Genomic DNA, 15087 nt, shown 5'->3' on the forward strand with positions numbered 1-15087 from the left:
CCTCCTCATGATCCGCTCGCGCGTGGCTGGACGGCGACGACAGAAACCGGCCCCTGCGGCACCTGATCGCCGGCAAGGCAGAGGCCGACGCTGTCCTGCGCAAGGGTTGGTTGGCCGCCGACGGTGGTGCGGAGGTTGACCGTGATCCACTGCACCGTGAGGCACGGATGCGGCACGGTGCCCACACCGACCGGGATCTGGAACGGGCAGCCGGCAATGGTGAACACGTCGCTCGCCAGCGCGAGCGGCGCCCCGGCCTTGGCGCGGGTGTTGGCGGAGGCGACCGCGACAGAGCCGCCGTGCGGGCATTGCAGCGTCGAGGCGGTGGTAAGTAGGGGTTGTGCCATGCGCTGGTGCCCTCACATCACACTGAACGCGCCGGAATTGACCGACACGCCGCTATCGCTGACCTCGACCTTGCCCACACTTCCTGCGGACTGCGAGACGACGCCTTCCGCGCCCACGCTGTGGGTGGCCTGGCCAGCCTCGGTCACGACCTTGTCGCTCCAGGTCGTGCTCGCCTCGGTGTTGTTCTTGAGCACGACTTCGCCGGAGCTGTCATCGATGGTGAGGCTGACGGACTCTGTGACGATCAGCTTGATATCGGGCGAGGTGGCGGCTTGCGGCAGCTGGTCCTTCGACCAGTAACAGCCAGTCCAGATCGGGCGGGAAACCTTGCCGCCTTCAAATTCGACCCAGACCCCGGCCCCCACCGGCGGAATGAAATACATGCCGACACCCGGCCCCGCATAAGGCACGCAGGGCATCGCCCAGACGCTGGCGTCCCCCAGCACGGCAGGGCAGGATACCTGCATACGCCCGCAGTTTTCCGGGTCCTGATTGTCGATCACGATGCCGGCATACTTGCCCCAGACGTGGTCGCTGTGGGCTTGCTGGAACGCGATGAAGGGATCGGTCAGCATGGGTCAGTTCCAGCCGTTGCGCACCAGCGTCACCGTCATCAGGTGATCGTTGGCATCGATGGAATGGGCAACGCGGGCGACGAGGTATTTGCCTGAATGCCGTTTGCCGGCACCGTGCAGCTCGGCGACGGTGTGGGCCCGCACGACCTTTTTGAGCCGCCGTTCGCGCACCGCCAGCGTGGCAGTCACGAACCAGCCTTCCTCGATCAGCGCGGCTTCGCTGCGGGCGATGAGATCGCCGGCATCGTCCACCGGATGGGTCAGCCGGGCGCGGCGCGGGCTGGTGACGATATCCGCAAGCGCCTTTGCCGCCATCGGCGCGAGCGGCGAGCGATCGACGCTGCCGTCCATGTCGGCGGCGGCGAAGATATCGCGGCCCGCAGCATCGGTGGCGACGACGCGCTCGGCATCCCACTCGATCACGGCATCGTCGATGTTGCGCTCGCTGCCCGCCAGGTTGAACACCACCGCCGGGGCCTGATCGACCGGCGGGCGGACGACATTTGCAGATGCGAGCGTGGTCTTCGGATCGTAGGTGATCCAGAACCAGCAGCCGTTGCGGCGGGCGAGGCGGCGCAGCAGGTGCAGATCGGATTCGCGCTGGACGAGCGCGTTTTTGGTCTCGTCGTGTACCACGCTGGTCGGGAGCACGATGCGATCCGGCGCGATGCCGGCCTTGCCCAGCAGTTCCAGGATCGCGCCGTCATCGGTGGTCGAAGGCCAGACCTTGACGGTCACCTCGCGCGCCATCGCGATGGTGGCATCGCCGCCAACGACATCGAGCGTCGACCCATCGCCGCCGGTAACAACCGAGAGGCGCTGGCGGGTCACCGGGCCGCGCACCAGGATCGCGGTGGTGCCGCCATCGACGACGCGCACGGCAAGCTCGGCCTCCGGCCCCAGCCGGTCCTCGCTGACAAGTTGCAGATCGCCGTCTTCAATCGCGATGTCGTAGGACAGGACGAATGTCGTGCTCGCGCCGACTGCTTCCACGACTTCGACCCGATCCGGCTGGACGAAGCCGGGATCGCTGGTGCCGCCGGGCAGTACTTCGCATCCGAGTGCCACGCGCGCATCACTCCTACCGCTTGACCGGAATCTTGACTTCGCGAAGCTCGCTCAGGGCCTCGGCCGTCATCGTGTCGTTGATCTCGCCAAGCCGCCAGAAGCCGGCCGGGTCGCTCAGGTAGAGCGCGGCGAGATGATCGGGCCGCTCGCCCTGCCGCCTGAGGTGCCGCCCGCGCAGCGCCTGCGCGGGGGGCGGGGCGGGGGGCACGGCTTCGACCGTTCGGCCGCGCGCATCGGTGGTGAGCACCGTGGGCAGATCGGCATAGCGGCTCTTGGGATCGAACAGGGTCATGATCGCGCTCCGGCCTGTTAGAGTGGCAACATGCCGACGATGGATTCGACGGCATTGGCGAGGTTCGCGGTGGCGAGGACTTCCTTCTGGCCACGCGTGAACTTGTAGCAGGCGACTGCCAGCGCGGCGGCGGCGCCGGTTGCCGGATCGCCGGTGACCTGCACCAGATCGTCCTCGGTCAGCACCTGCACGCCGATCGTCGCCTTCGCGCGGATCGGGTAGAGCGTCGGCGAGAACGCCTGCTCGTCGATCGATAGCGACTTGATCCGCACCGGTACGATGCGCCCGGGCCCCCAGAAGAACAGCACGATCGGCGCGTCGCGGCGTTCGAGCGCGGGCTCGAGACTGGCACCGCCGCCCACTTCGATCCCGCCCGCGCCGATCGAGACGCTGACCGAGCCGAGCAGATTGCCGAGCAGGCTGTCGCCGGGCGGGTACATCAGCATCTCGATCGCCGCGAGCCGGTCCGCGACCCCTGCCAGCAAGGCCACGGGATGGCTCTCGGGCGTCTCCAGCGCGTCGGTCGCATCGACCTCAAGGACCAGCGAGAAGGTCTCCTGCGGGTCGTAGGGCTGCGAAAGCGCGATCTGGCTGTCGCGGTAGGCCTTGACCTCGGCCTCGTTGGTGAGAACGCCGTCCTTGCGCTCTTCGTAGACCCGCTTGGCCGGGGGCTGCCACGGGGTGAGCGAGCGCGTCAGCGTTTCAGGATTGTACTGGAACATGATGATGTTGGGCAGCGGCACCAGCATCGGTGCGCCGAAGTAGATCAGGGCTCCCTTGAGCAGCAGCGGGCCGTTCGGATAGGTCATCGCATCACCGCCTTTCGAAGCCGAATGCGGCGGATTCGAACGCGGCGACTTGCGCTTTCTTGACTTCTTTCAAGACATCCGAGCTGACGGACTCGGGCTTGTAGGCCGGCGGCACGGTGGCGCCGGTCTTCTTGCCCGAGGCATTCACCAGCGAGTTGTAATAATCGATCTCGTGCTTATCGAGCGCGGTCTTGAGCTTGGTGTTCATGTGATCCTGCATCCAGGTGTAGGACTTGCACGCGGCAGTGAAGATCGCGGTGCTGAGCTCGGCATCGGTCACCGGCTTGCCCTTGACCTTGGGCAGATCACCCTTGGCGAAGGTCTTGCCCGCGCGCTGGGCGGCGAGGGCCTGCAGGCCGTTCTTGTCGGCAACGGCGGCGGCATGATCGCCGAGGAAGGTGCGGAACTTGCCGTGGATCGCCGCGCCCTGCGACGGCCCTGCGTTCGGCAGGTCGTCTGGCTCCACCGAAACGTGGACGTTGCCGAGCGTGTGGGCGTGCACGGAAAGCAGGATCGTGGGCATGTTCGGCCCGCGGTCGCCGCTGTCGTTCGCGGCCACCCGGATCCCGTCGGTGGCCCCCGGCGCATTGCCGATGGTCGCGACCCGTCCGTCCGAGGCGGCCTTGATGTTGGGATAGAGCCCGAGCGAATGCGGGAAAGGCTGATGCCGGTCCTTGGTGTTCACCAGATATTCGATGAGCAGATACTGCACGGTGTGGTGCGAGGCCCGATCGGTGCCCTTCTGCTGGTCCGGATTGTCCTTCTGGCCATACGTGCCGAGCCGCAGCCCGATCTGGCCATAGTCCTTGCCGCCGTGAACCGTGCGCTTGCCGGGCTTGGTATCGGTGTATTCGGCCCATGTTGGCACGGCATCGCCCGGCAGATCGCGCGTCGGCGGCGGATTGACATAGGCCTCGGCGAGCGTCTTTGCTTTGCTGCCAAGCGTCAGCGCCTTGCCTTTCTTGCCGCTCGTGGTGGTGAAGATACCCGGCCCCGGCTGCAGGCCCTGCAATGCCAGCCGCGTCTTGGCCTGATAGATCGCCCGCTTCGCACCGGCCTTGGGGAAAGTCGCGTCGATCACGTCATCCCACAGCTTGGCGGTGCCGCCGATCATCGGCAGGTGGAGGTAGGTGACCGCAAAGGTCTTGAACGGATCGTCGAGCGTGATCGTGTCGCGCTTCCTGCCGTCGGGCCCGGGCTGCTTGGTGGTGTTGAACTCGATATCGACCGAAACGCCGGTGACGCCGAAGAAGAACTCTTCGAGCAGGGTTTCGAGCCGGCCGACGTTGAGGATCGGCGCGGTTTCGGTCTTGGCCTTTGCCGTGCCCGCGTCGGACTTGATCTTCACGTCCTGCAAGGCGCCGCCGAGCAGGTGAGGAATGCCATCGGCGACATCCTGCTTCCGGTTCGTCAGAATGTATTCGCGGATCGCTTCGGCGGCGGCGTCAAACGGATCCTTGAAGGTAATGCGAGATCCGGCCGAGCCCTTGGGGCCGAGCGCTTCGGTCAGCTTTTCGGACAATGTCGCGCGCAGCCCCGGCGCGGCCTTGTTGACGTCGGCAGCGCGTGGGGGCGTCTTTTTCAGCGTGGCCGCGTTTTCCTCCAGCGAGGTGGAATCGCCCAGCTTCAGGAAGAACTTCTCGGCAATATCGGTGAGGCTTGGCGCGATGCCCGCGCCGTGGCTGACCGGGCGCGGCGCCGGGGCCGGATCGCGCGACGCTTGCGCAAGGCGATCGGCCTGGCGTTCGGCCCCGCGATCGACCCGCCAGCGCGCCGGGCCGGAGCCGGCACTGCCGGAGACCGGCTGTGCCGAATGGCGCGTGCCGAGCGGGCGCGGCCCGGTCTGCTGCAGCACGTGCGCGAGTTCGTGATGGAGCACATCGCGCCCGCCGCCGCCGCCGGTCGTCACTGCGCTATCGAGATAGACATGGCTGCCGCTGGTCGCCGCGCGCGCCCCCGATGCCCTGAGGCTGCTATCGACCGCGCCGCCCTGATGCACCCGCACATGCGCGAAATCGTGGCCATAGCCGCGCTGCGCCGCCGCGCGATCGCCCGCGCCCAGGGCCGCGCCGCGGCCGGCGGGAAGCTGCGGCGGTGCAGGCGGCATGGCCGCCCCGTCCGCAAGCTTGGGCGCAACGTCGCCGGTCACGAACGATGTCGCCAGATCGGGAACGGTCAGCTTGGGGATCGATTTCAGGAACGGCACGCGGATCAGCAGGTCGTGCCATTCGTCGGTGATTTCCTGCCCCGCGAGCTTGAGATAGGGATCGAGCGAGGCCTTGACGTAGTCGCGCCAGAGAATGTTGGGATCGATGCTGGCCTTGCGCATCTCGTCGGCAACGGTCTTGAACAGTTCGTCATAGACCTTGCGCATCGGCGTCGCGTTGACGACGCTGCGAACGAGCTGGATCGGCTTGCGGTACTTGAGCGGCAGGTGGTCGATGACGAAATTGAGGACCATCTCGATGATCGCCTCGAGCGGCACCAGTTCGCTCGGCAGCTCGAAGTTCGCCAGCCCCTCGATGATGCCGTCGAAGCGCTGGTAGACCGCCTTGAATTCCTCCAGCGCATCGGCGGCCTTGTCGATGCCGAATTCCTTCAGCGAGACGCCTTCGAGCCGGTAGAGGTTGCGCGCGATCACGCGCATGATCAGCGCGGCCCAGGGTGAGCCCTGAATGCCCAGCTCCACCTTGTGCATCGCAAAGCTGGTGTACTGGTGCATCGTCTCGGCCCCATGGACGAGCTTGCTCCCGCCGCCGAGGAGGCCTTCGACGACCCGCTTGATCGAGCTGTCCTTGGCCTCGTCGCCCGAATTGGCCTTGCCCTTGAGCACGCCCATCCGGCCGGCGAGGGCCATCGCCCCCTCGATCGCAGCAAAGGTCGGCGGCGTCGGGTCGCCCAGCACCAGCCAGCCCCAGAGCACTTCGCGCGAGAGGTCCTGGCTGATCTGGCCGGCCAGCTTCTCGAACAGCGGGCCGACATCGCCGTTGAGGACCGACTTGATCATCGCATATTCGCCGCTGCCCCAGAATTGCAGGATCGATCCGGTGATCTCGGCGGCGGCAAGGGCTTCGGAAACGCCCGGTACTTCGGCAAATGCGATCTGGATGGCCAGCGTCAGCATGCTGGCGCCCTCGGTCAGGACTTCGCCGAGGATCTCGAGATTGCGCAGGGTGATATGCAGATCGAGCGCGTAGCCGAGTTCGGACAGCAGCTGCGTATCGTCGGACCAGATCTCCTTCTGCTCGGTCTTGCCGGTGCGGTTGTCGGTGCGCATGATCGTCACCAGATGCACGCGCGGGTCGCCGGGTTTGTTGGCCTTGCCGTTGATGGTGAGGTTGCGCGTGCCGATTGCCTCGCGCTCCCATTCGACGACCGAGGGCACCCCCAGCATTTCCGGTTCGTAAGTGAAGGTCTCGTGCACCGTGATCAGCTGGTAGACCGCGTTGCCGGCATCGAAGGATTCGCCGGCCCCGTCGGGCGAACCATCGGAGCCCTTGAGCACGAAGCCGCGACCGGCGATGCGCAGAACGTTCTCGCTCTTGAGCCCCTGAACGACGACGGAATCGGCCTGATGCTCCTTGACCGTCGCGGCAAATTCGCCCGCCAGCGTGCGCAGGATGCGGACGCGGCGGTCGAGGTCCTCGGCCGGGAAAGTCAATTCCAGCTTTTCGAGGAGCTGCGCGTTGGCGGGGTTACCGGCGAAGGCGGCGGCACCATCGATATGGCGATGGAGCGGCATGATGATGTCGAACCGGTCGGTGCCCGCGATGCGGATGCTTTCGCCGATCACGGTCGAGGAGCCGAGTTTGCGCGTGAGCACCGGCGCGAGTTCGAGCATCAACGCGGTCATCTGCAGCTTCTGTTCGGCACTGGTCGAAGGCTGGACGTTGCCGGCGAAGATCTGCGTCAGCTCCAGCGCGCGGCGCGGAGCGTCGAAGAAGGCGTTCGGGTCCTTGAGCAGGGATTTTTGCACTCGCTCCCATTGCGCGGCGATCAGCGGCCCGACGTAGCGGCGCTCGATATTGGTCGCCCGGCGCAGCGGCCCGGCAAGCGAGGCCAGATCGCTGCGCATCTGGCTGAGGACGGCGGCATTCGCGGCGGTGCGGTCGGATGTCAGCCTGGCGAGCGCGATCAGCCATAATCTGGGGCCGCCCTCGAAGCTGTCTGGCCAGCCGAGCACGGTGCCCTTGTCGGTGACCAGATCGGGCACGCCGGGTAGATTGGCGAGGGTCTCGGCCAGATCGCCAAGTCCGCCGATGACCCATCCTGTGTACCCATCGAGATGGGCTTCGTAGAGAAGCGGCGCGACATAGAGTTCGTCGGGTTTGAGTGTGCTGGTCAATGCCTCGACCACCGGATGGTCGCGTTCGGGCGCCTTCCCCTGTTTGCGCACCAGCAGTTCGGGCACGCGCTTGCGGTCCTCGCCGGGCCGCACGAAGAGGATCGTCGATTCCTTGGGCACCCGATAGCGGGCCGGGACCTTGAAGAGATCTTCCGTCGCGCCCAGCGCGATATTGACGACAGGCGTGTGGCGGATCGAACCATCGGGCAGCACCGTGTTGACGCCCGCCTGATCCTTCAGTGCCGCCTGCAGCTGGGTGAGCAGAGTGCCGTAGTAGGCCGAGTAGACAAGCTCGATCATCGCCGCGCCGGACACCGGGAAGCCCTTGATCTCGCCGGGCGGGAAGTCCTTCGCGAATTCCGCCAGCGTGGCCGGCACGGGCTTGAACGGCTCCAGCAGCGCGACATAGCTGCGCGTGACGCCGGCCTGTTCGGCCAGATAATCGGCAAAGATCGCCTTGGTGAGGCGATCATACCAGAACAGGCTGGCCGTATCGAAAAACAGCTCAAGCGTGCGGCGATAGCCGAGCGCCGCCTCATCCTGCTGGCGGATCCGCGCGGTCTCGTCTGCGGCCGTTTCGGGCGTTTTTGCTGCCTGCAGCAAGCGGCTTTCCAGCCGGTAGAGGCTGAGCAGCAGGATGCCGTAGACCATGTCGTCGGTGACAGCTGCAGCCACGTCGCGGGCCGGATCGGCGCTCTGGGGATCAATCGCGGGTAGCTCGCGCAGGTCGAGCGACTTTTCCCGCGCAGCGAAAGCGCCGTCTATGGCGAAGGTCACCTGCGCAACGGCGGCGGCGGCAGCCTTGCGGTTGCGCGCCAGCGCCGTGCCGGAGGGCAGGCCGCCGTTTTCGAGCCGGGCCGCAATTCCCAGCGCTGCCATCAGCCCGGGTTCGACTTTCGCGAGCCCCTTGATCGACCCGACGCGCGCGCGGATCGCCTTGCGCAGGGCGTCCGCCATGATCACCTGTTCCTCGGCGGCTCCGGGCTGCGGAGTGTCCGAAGCCGCGGTCGCGGCTTCGATCCGCCGCCATGCCTCGGCCGAGCGCGCCGCAATCGGGGCGATGCGCGCCCCGGCATCGGCAGCGATGGCGATGACTTCGGGCTCGACTTTCGCATTGCGGGCGAGGTTGGCGAGGCCGTCCTTGTCCGCATAGATCTCCATGACCCGGCGCTTGAGCTTGAACCGTTCGAGCGGATCCTTTGAGCCTTTGAGCAGCGTTTCGATGGCGCCGAATGTCTGGAGACGCACGGTATCGAACGCCGCGAGCGCCCGGAGCGCGACAGCGGTGCGCTCGTGCGGCATGAGCGGGTTGTAGAGCAGTGCCTCGGCGATGGCGGCACCGATTGTCTCGTCGAACTTGCCGGCCGGATCGAGGTTCTGGCCGACGCGGCCGAGCCCGTAGAAATCGTTTCGCGCCACCGCGACGACAGCGGCGGGGTAGTATTTCTTCGCCACGGGGTGCCTGGTCAGTTCGGCGATGACCCACGAAGCATTGGCCGGGCGCGTCGCATCGTAAAACGACCAGCTGCCGAACGCTGTGACTGTGGGGGGCTTGTCGCCAGCCATTGCGGCGGCATCTGAATTGGCGCCGAGCGCCTTGAAGCAATCGCGGTAAAGCGCGCCGAATGCGGCTCGGTCGGCAAGCTTTGCGCGTTCGCGCAGGGCGGCGAGGGCGGCATCGCTGTCCTGCCCATCGATGGCCGCGCGGATTGCGGCGATATCTTCCTTCATCGCGGCATCAGGTTCGGTCGCGAGATGGCGGTCGAGCACGGCAATGCCGCTGGCCGTGCCGGTCGCCGCGCTCAGCAGTTCGAGCTTGGCAAAGCGGGTGCCGATATCGATCCCGCCGGCCAGCTTGGCCGCCTTGCTGCGCACTTCGTCGTTGAGCGCCTCGTCCGCCGCATTCGCAGGCCCCGGCGCGCACTGGACCGGCCCGCTGCCGAAGAGAGGCTGTGCCGCCAGTAGACCGCGCGCATCGCGCCGCCCGGTCTGCTGCAGCACATGGGTGATCTCGTGGCCGATCAGCGCGCGTCCGGCAGGGGCGCCCGGATCGAAGCGGCCGGGTGCGAAGTAGATCGCCGTTCCGCTGGCAAAGGCGCTGGCGCCGAGCGCGGAAACCGCAGACCCGGCGGCGGCATCGCGGTGGATGCGCACGGCCCGCAGGTCCGCTGCAAAGGCGGCTTCCAGCGAGCCGAGCAAGGCGGGCTCAAGCGGCGCGCCCACGCTTCCGGGCGCGGTGAAGCTAGCAGCCGGAGCCGCAGACAGCCCGCGCGAAAGACCGCCTTCGCCGCGCGCATAGCCCGCACCGCGCTGGTCGGCCTGCCGCTCGTGCGCGGTGCGATGGCGCAGCGCCAAGGCTGGTCGTGGCGGCGCGCCGTGGCCGCTGGTGCGGCGCGGGGAGCGGGCAGGCGCGGTCATCCCGGCTCACCCAGCGCCGCGGCAAGATCGCGGTCCGAGAGGCTGACCCCTTCCTTGCCAAGTTCGCGCGCCAGCATTTCGCCGAGCAGGCGTGCCGTGGGCGGCGAGCCTGTGCGCCGCGCGCTGAAGGCCGCCGAAAGCGCGGCATTCTTGATCAGCGCCCCGCTCGCCTCGATCTCGGCCACGCGAGCAAGTTGCGGATCGAGCTTGCGGGCCTGCGCGCGCGGAAACAGCGCGGCAATCGCCTTGCGCCAGATTTCCGCACGCGCTGGCGCATCCGGCGCGTGGAAATCGACGATGTGGCGGATACGGCGCAAGAAGGCGCTGTCGATGTTGGCCTTGAGGTTGGTCGCCAGAATGACGATGCCGGGATAGGCCTCCAGCGCGGTCATCAGCACGCTGCTGTCGTAATTGGCGAAGCGATCGTTGGCGTTGTGCACGTCTTCGACTCGCTTGGCATAGAGCGCGTCGGCCTCGTCGAAGAACAGCACTGAACGCTGCGCAGCGCGCGAGCCGAGGAGCTGCTGGAGGTGCTGCGCGGTCTCGCCCACCCATTTGCTGACGACCGCAGAGAGATCGACCGCGAGCAGATCGAGCCCGAGATCGGCGGCAATCACGTTGGCGGCCATTGTCTTGCCGGTGCCGGGAGGCCCCGCAAACAGGGCCACGAGGCCGCGGCCATAGGGAAACAGCCGCGCCGCTGCCGGTTCGGCCCAGAGCCGCAGCCGTTCGCGCGCTTCAAAGGTCACTTCCTCGAGCCGGGCGCGGGTCGCATCGCGCAGCACGAGATCGTCCCAGCTGAAGGCGGCATCAATGCGCCGCGTCAGCGGGCCGCATTCCCCGCGCAGATGGTCGCGCAGGGCGAGACTGGCGGCGGCGGCGCTGACCGGGCGGGTGGCGGCCACACTGGCGATCTGCCCGATCGACGCATCGTGGCACAGCGCCAGATCGGCAAGTTTTTCCGCAGGCCACTTCGCGCTTTGCGGCAGCAGCATGCGCCACAGCCTTTCGCGCTCGGCCGGGCCGGGTGCGGCGGGAACCACATCGCGATCATCGAAATCCGGATCGGCGGGGAGCGGCGAGCCGCCGCCATGAACGATCTGCACCGGATAGCAGGCAACGCCGGAGGGCGCGGCGAGGTCCGCATCGGTGGCGGCGAAGAACGGGACGCAGCCATCGAGGAAGGCCTGCCGGTGCAGGCGCACGGCGGCTTCGTCTGCTGCGGCAAGAGCGCCGGCATCGACGGCAAGCACCGGCAAACCGATCCGCCGGCCGAGCGCGGCGGCAAACCAGCGCGCTGCCAGCCGGTCTTCGGTGACGAGGCGGATGCGCGTGCGCCGCCCCGCGTGGAGGCCCGCGCGCAGGTTGCTCGCGATGGTATCGAGCGGCCACTCGGCAAGTTCCGGCCCGAGCGGAAGGATCTGCGCCCGCCCGGCGAGCGCCCGGTCGAGCTCATGATCGCCGCCGAGCCACGCGAGAATGGCGGGGTCCAGCGAAAGCGCCGCGCCGCCATCGACCAGCGGATGTTCCTGCACCAGCCGCCACAGCAGCAAGGGCGAGCCGCTTGGCAGGCGCGGCCTCAGCGGGTGGCCGAACAGGCTGCTGACGAGGAGGACGGTGACGTGCCCCGACGATGCCTCGCGCGCCACCAGCGCGGCCCGCAGTGCGGGGTCGCAGGCGGCGGTCCAGAGCACGGCGAGGATATCGCGCTCCAGCGGATCGAGCACGAAGAGGTCTGCCAGCCGGTTCAGCCGTCCCTCCGGCAGAGGCTGCGGGACAGACGCCCCATCGAGCGCGGCAAGCACCCGGTCCTGCTCATGAAGGCGCTCGCCCACGGGATCGACCGCGTTTGCTTCAGCATCGCCGACTGGCCGGACCGTCATGGCACGGTCTCCCACCAGGGGCCGGATTCGGCCGAACGGACGATGAGCCGGATCGGCAGGACACTGCCGGGCACAGCGCTGGCGGGAAAGCGAAAGCGCAGGGTCGTCGTCGCGGCGGCGGGCGAGGAGGGCGTGTGGAACTGCCCGGGCCCTGGCGGTGAAGTCGCGCTGCGGGTCAGCCGTTCGGCGCCGGCAAAGACCATGAGGTCGCCGTCTGCCAGCAGGTGCGGCTGGAACCGGTCGACCTTGATCGTCCGCACTGTGCCGCCCGTCACGGACAGGATGGCGGGTGCGATCGCGAAGCCGATCTGGTTCGAGACCGCATCGAAATCGCGCTGCGATCCATCGGGCAGGGTTTTGCGCGCCGTGGTGCGGACCATCGCGCCATAGATCCCCGGCAGCACCGCAGTGCCGCTCGCGGTGGGCTGGACATCCACGCTCAGCACCGAACCATCGGTTGCCAGTTTCCACGCGGCATCGACGGCCACCGGATCGCTCCAGCCGCGGTGCGTGAGCAGCAGCGCCGTGCTGTCGCCCTTGAGATCGGCACCAGAGATCGCAAGCCGTCCGCCATAGGGCACCGACGCCGGCGACATGTCGATCCGCCGCGCCTCCGTCTCACCCGGGGGCGTGAATTCGAGCGTGTTGGTCACCGCATCGATGCGCGGTTCGCCGCGTACGAAGGTGTGGACGCCGACCATGAGCACGCGGCTGCTGCGGGTCGTGGTTTCCTCAGGCTCGAGCAGGGTGGCGGCGACTTCGTAGTAGGCGGCAAGGCGCACCGGACCCGTGCCCGCCTGCCAATACTGCGCAGCCTCGGTCGCTTCGGTCGGCCGCAGGGTGGCGCGCAGCATGTTGCGGCGGCCGCGCATGCCGGTCGGCATCACCAACACCGGGCCGCTTTTCCCGACAACGATGGTCGTGTCGTCGATCTTCGCGGTGTCGCGCAGGGTCTTGAGCGCAAGACCCATCATCAGCTGGTCGGCGAGCGCCCTGAGGTTGGCATCGGCAATGTTGGAGCGCGGGGTGAGCACATAGGACAGCGTCAGCCCCATCGGCTTCAGCCGCAGCGGATTGTCGCCGCTTGCGGGCCAGTCCTGCGCCACTGTGTGGGCAGCCTCGCGCACATGGTAGAGATAAAAGCTGAGCGCGTGCGCACCGTTCACCGCATCGGGCGGACCGGCTGAGACATTGAGTGTGGCCGATCCGGGCCAGACGGGAAAGGCCGGCAGCCGCTCGCTGAGCAGCGTGGTGAAGCAGCGCGTGACGAGGCTGAGATCGAGCAGCGCCATGGCGATCAGCCTTGTCCGATCCCGAAGCGCAGGATGCCGAGGCTGTGGGCCAGATCGCTGCGCGGCGCGGCGGCCGAGGCGACGGCGACGACGCGGGCAGTGCCTGCAGTCTCGATGGGCGACGGAGCAGGCTTGCGAGCGGCTTCATCCTTTAATGGATGGGCTTTGGGTTCTGCCACCGAGGCAGGGCGCGCGGCGGCTGCGGAAGGGGCTCGCGGCAGAGGGGCTGCCGGAGGCTTTGGCGGAACCAGCGCGCGCGCAGGCTGTTGCGGGGCAGGCGGCGCGGGCGGTGCCAATGGGGTGACGCGCATGGTCGGGGCGTTGGCAGGCGCGGCTTGCTGGCCAGCCTGCGCCGGCTGCGTAGTGGGCATATCCGGGCCTGCTGTGTGCGCGGGCGATCGCGTGATGCGCGGTGCGATCTGGTTGAAGAACGCATCAGCCATGGCCAGCGGATCGGGCGAGGCAACCGATTGCGCGGCGGCGGCTTGTGTTGCAGCTGGCGCATCCGGTGCCACTGCCGGGGCGCGGGGTGTGGCGCTCTCGGGCAGAAGCGACACCGGCAGGCTTGGCCTGAGCGGCGATGCAGGCGGATCAGACAACTGCGCCATCGGCTCGTCTGCCCGGACAGCTGTGCGGTGCTCAAGCGGAAAGGCGACAGCGGCTGGCGGTCTGGCTGCAACCGGCGGCGCCTCCTCAGGCAGCCAGGCGGCGACTTGCGCAAAGGGATCGAACAGCGCTTCGCCGCCTGACCGCGGCACGGCTGCCGCGCGGCTGAGCAGGCGCTCGCGGTAGTTCATGCGCCGCCCCCCAGCCGGAGCGCAAAGGCGCGCCGCACGCCGCGCGGCAGGCCAAGGATTTCGGAAAGCCCCCAGTGGTAGCCGCTGGCAAGCTCGTGCACCTCGCCGAGAACCGCCTCGCGTTCGTCCAGCAGGCGCTGGAGGGTGAAAGTCTGGATATCGAACCGCGCCAGCGCCGGATGGCCGCACTCGGCGCAAGGGGCCTCGAGATCGACATCGAGCAGCGGCGCCAATGCATCGAGCCGTTCGTCGAGATCGGTGAGGCCATCGCCGTGATCGCCAAGCATGGCGGCGGCGAGCAGCGCCAGACCGGCCTGATGCCCGCCCAGCGCCGCGGCATCCTCCTCCTCCGCATCCGGCAGGTGGATGACCGCACCAGTCCTATCCTGAACCGTACGCAGGGCGATCACGGTGCCGGGCGCGCGGTTGCTTTCGATCTGTTGCTGCAGTTCGGAGAGCGTGAACGAGAGATCGTAGGGCGCCGCGCAAGCGGGGCATTCGAGCGAAGAGACGATGCGATCACCCCACAGCCCCCGGTGCAGCACCGCCAGCAGCCTGTCGCGGTCGCTGGCTGAAAGCGCGGCAACGGCACCCGGCGGATCGGCCAGCCGGGCAAGCAGCCGGGCTGCCGCGCGCGTGTCGATGCCATCGAGCGAGAGTTCGTCGTGGCCGGTCGGCTCACGCAGGTGAAGAGTTTGCGATTCCGGAAAGCTGGCGCGTGGGATCACGCGCTCGGCCCACGCGAGCGCGCCCACGGTCATGTCTCGGCAGGTTCGGCAACATCGAGATCGCGCACCCAGCCTTCGTTCTGGATGACGATGTGTTCGAACGCCACGGCATGCCCGTTGGCATCGAGCTCGGGCAGGGCCTGATACTCGGAAACCCAGCAGCGGAAGACCTTGTAGGTCTTGGCGATCACCCCCTGCTCGTTGAGCAGTTCGATGAGGATATCCTTGCGAAAGCCCTTGAGCGTCTGAACGATGCCGCCTTCGACCGTGTAGACCTTGTTCGCCCAGTCCTCGAATTCGAGATCGTGGGTGACTCCGCGCTCTAGTGTGATCGGCTCGAATTTCCAGACCGAGGGCGAATGGCGCGAGGTGCTGGCATCGCCGCCTTCGCGGTGGGACACGATCTCGGTGCTGCGCTTGAGCGCGGAGACCTTCGATACCCCCGCGACATAGCGGCCATCCCATTTCACACGGAATTTCATGTTCTTGTAGGGATCGAACCGGTGGGTATTTACGGGAAACTGGACCATTG

General features: G+C 67.6%; 11 protein-coding genes. All 11 read right to left on the minus strand.

Annotated features, from left to right (window positions below; all coding sequences use genetic code 11):
• Window positions 1-5: 5 nt before the first annotated feature.
• From Q0071_RS20170 to Q0071_RS20220, 11 genes are read right to left on the minus strand one after another with little or no spacing between them, the layout of a single operon-like run.
• Window positions 6-347 (minus strand): hypothetical protein, encoded by a 342-nt coding sequence (locus tag Q0071_RS20170; protein ID WP_298173989.1) that lies wholly within the window; start codon window positions 345-347, stop codon window positions 6-8.
• 12 nt (window positions 348-359) lie between these two features.
• Window positions 360-923: a phage baseplate assembly protein V gene (locus tag Q0071_RS20175; RefSeq protein WP_298173991.1), complete on the minus strand. Its 564-nt coding sequence runs from the start codon at window positions 921-923 to the stop codon at window positions 360-362.
• Window positions 924-926: 3 nt separating this feature from the next.
• Window positions 927-1991 (minus strand): contractile injection system protein, VgrG/Pvc8 family, encoded by a 1065-nt coding sequence (locus Q0071_RS20180; RefSeq protein ID WP_298173993.1) that lies wholly within the window; start codon window positions 1989-1991, stop codon window positions 927-929.
• A gap of 13 nt (window positions 1992-2004) precedes the next feature.
• Window positions 2005-2283 carry a hypothetical protein gene (locus Q0071_RS20185; RefSeq protein WP_298173996.1) on the minus strand — a complete coding sequence of 93 codons (279 nt, stop codon included), beginning with the start codon at window positions 2281-2283 and terminating at the stop codon, window positions 2005-2007.
• A 17-nt stretch (window positions 2284-2300) separates the two neighbouring features.
• A complete protein-coding gene (locus Q0071_RS20190) occupies window positions 2301-3092 on the minus strand; it encodes a hypothetical protein (RefSeq protein ID WP_298173998.1) in 792 nt (263 codons plus the stop codon).
• 4 nt (window positions 3093-3096) lie between these two features.
• On the minus strand, window positions 3097-9855 hold the full coding sequence (locus tag Q0071_RS20195; protein ID WP_298174000.1) for a DUF4157 domain-containing protein: 6759 nt from the start codon (window positions 9853-9855) through the stop codon (window positions 3097-3099).
• Window positions 9852-11738: an ATP-binding protein gene (locus tag Q0071_RS20200; RefSeq protein ID WP_298174002.1), complete on the minus strand. Its 1887-nt coding sequence runs from the start codon at window positions 11736-11738 to the stop codon at window positions 9852-9854. The genes Q0071_RS20195 and Q0071_RS20200 overlap by 4 nt, the downstream gene beginning before the upstream one ends.
• On the minus strand, window positions 11735-13030 hold the full coding sequence (locus tag Q0071_RS20205) for a Pvc16 family protein (protein WP_298174004.1): 1296 nt from the start codon (window positions 13028-13030) through the stop codon (window positions 11735-11737). Before Q0071_RS20205 ends, Q0071_RS20200 begins: the two co-directional genes overlap by 4 nt.
• A gap of 5 nt (window positions 13031-13035) precedes the next feature.
• Window positions 13036-13827 carry a hypothetical protein gene (locus Q0071_RS20210; protein WP_298174006.1) on the minus strand — a complete coding sequence of 264 codons (792 nt, stop codon included), beginning with the start codon at window positions 13825-13827 and terminating at the stop codon, window positions 13036-13038.
• Window positions 13824-14588, minus strand: coding sequence for a hypothetical protein (locus Q0071_RS20215; RefSeq protein ID WP_298174007.1), 765 nt, complete (start codon window positions 14586-14588; stop codon window positions 13824-13826). Before Q0071_RS20215 ends, Q0071_RS20210 begins: the two co-directional genes overlap by 4 nt.
• Window positions 14585-15085 (minus strand): phage tail protein, encoded by a 501-nt coding sequence (locus tag Q0071_RS20220; protein WP_298174010.1) that lies wholly within the window; start codon window positions 15083-15085, stop codon window positions 14585-14587. The genes Q0071_RS20215 and Q0071_RS20220 overlap by 4 nt, the downstream gene beginning before the upstream one ends.
• Window positions 15086-15087 lie beyond the last annotated feature (2 nt).

Source organism: Novosphingobium sp. (assembly GCF_027486195.1).
Lineage (GTDB): Bacteria > Pseudomonadota > Alphaproteobacteria > Sphingomonadales > Sphingomonadaceae > Novosphingobium.

Bases quoted from the DNA above. Each gene is read 5' to 3' on its own strand.
- Q0071_RS20215 (WP_298174007.1), bottom strand. From the start codon at position 14,588: ATGACCGTGGGCGCGCTCGCGTGGGCCGAGCGCGTGATCCCACGCGCC.
- Q0071_RS20210 (WP_298174006.1), bottom strand. From the start codon at position 13,827: ATGAACTACCGCGAGCGCCTGCTCAGCCGCGCGGCAGCCGTGCCGCGG.
- Q0071_RS20195 (WP_298174000.1), bottom strand. From the start codon at position 9,855: ATGACCGCGCCTGCCCGCTCCCCGCGCCGCACCAGCGGCCACGGCGCG.
- Q0071_RS20170 (WP_298173989.1), bottom strand. From the start codon at position 347: ATGGCACAACCCCTACTTACCACCGCCTCGACGCTGCAATGCCCGCAC.
- Q0071_RS20185 (WP_298173996.1), bottom strand. From the start codon at position 2,283: ATGACCCTGTTCGATCCCAAGAGCCGCTATGCCGATCTGCCCACGGTG.
- Q0071_RS20200 (WP_298174002.1), bottom strand. From the start codon at position 11,738: ATGACGGTCCGGCCAGTCGGCGATGCTGAAGCAAACGCGGTCGATCCC.
- Q0071_RS20190 (WP_298173998.1), bottom strand. From the start codon at position 3,092: ATGACCTATCCGAACGGCCCGCTGCTGCTCAAGGGAGCCCTGATCTAC.
- Q0071_RS20220 (WP_298174010.1), bottom strand. From the start codon at position 15,085: ATGGTCCAGTTTCCCGTAAATACCCACCGGTTCGATCCCTACAAGAAC.
- Q0071_RS20205 (WP_298174004.1), bottom strand. From the start codon at position 13,030: ATGGCGCTGCTCGATCTCAGCCTCGTCACGCGCTGCTTCACCACGCTG.
- Q0071_RS20175 (WP_298173991.1), bottom strand. From the start codon at position 923: ATGCTGACCGATCCCTTCATCGCGTTCCAGCAAGCCCACAGCGACCAC.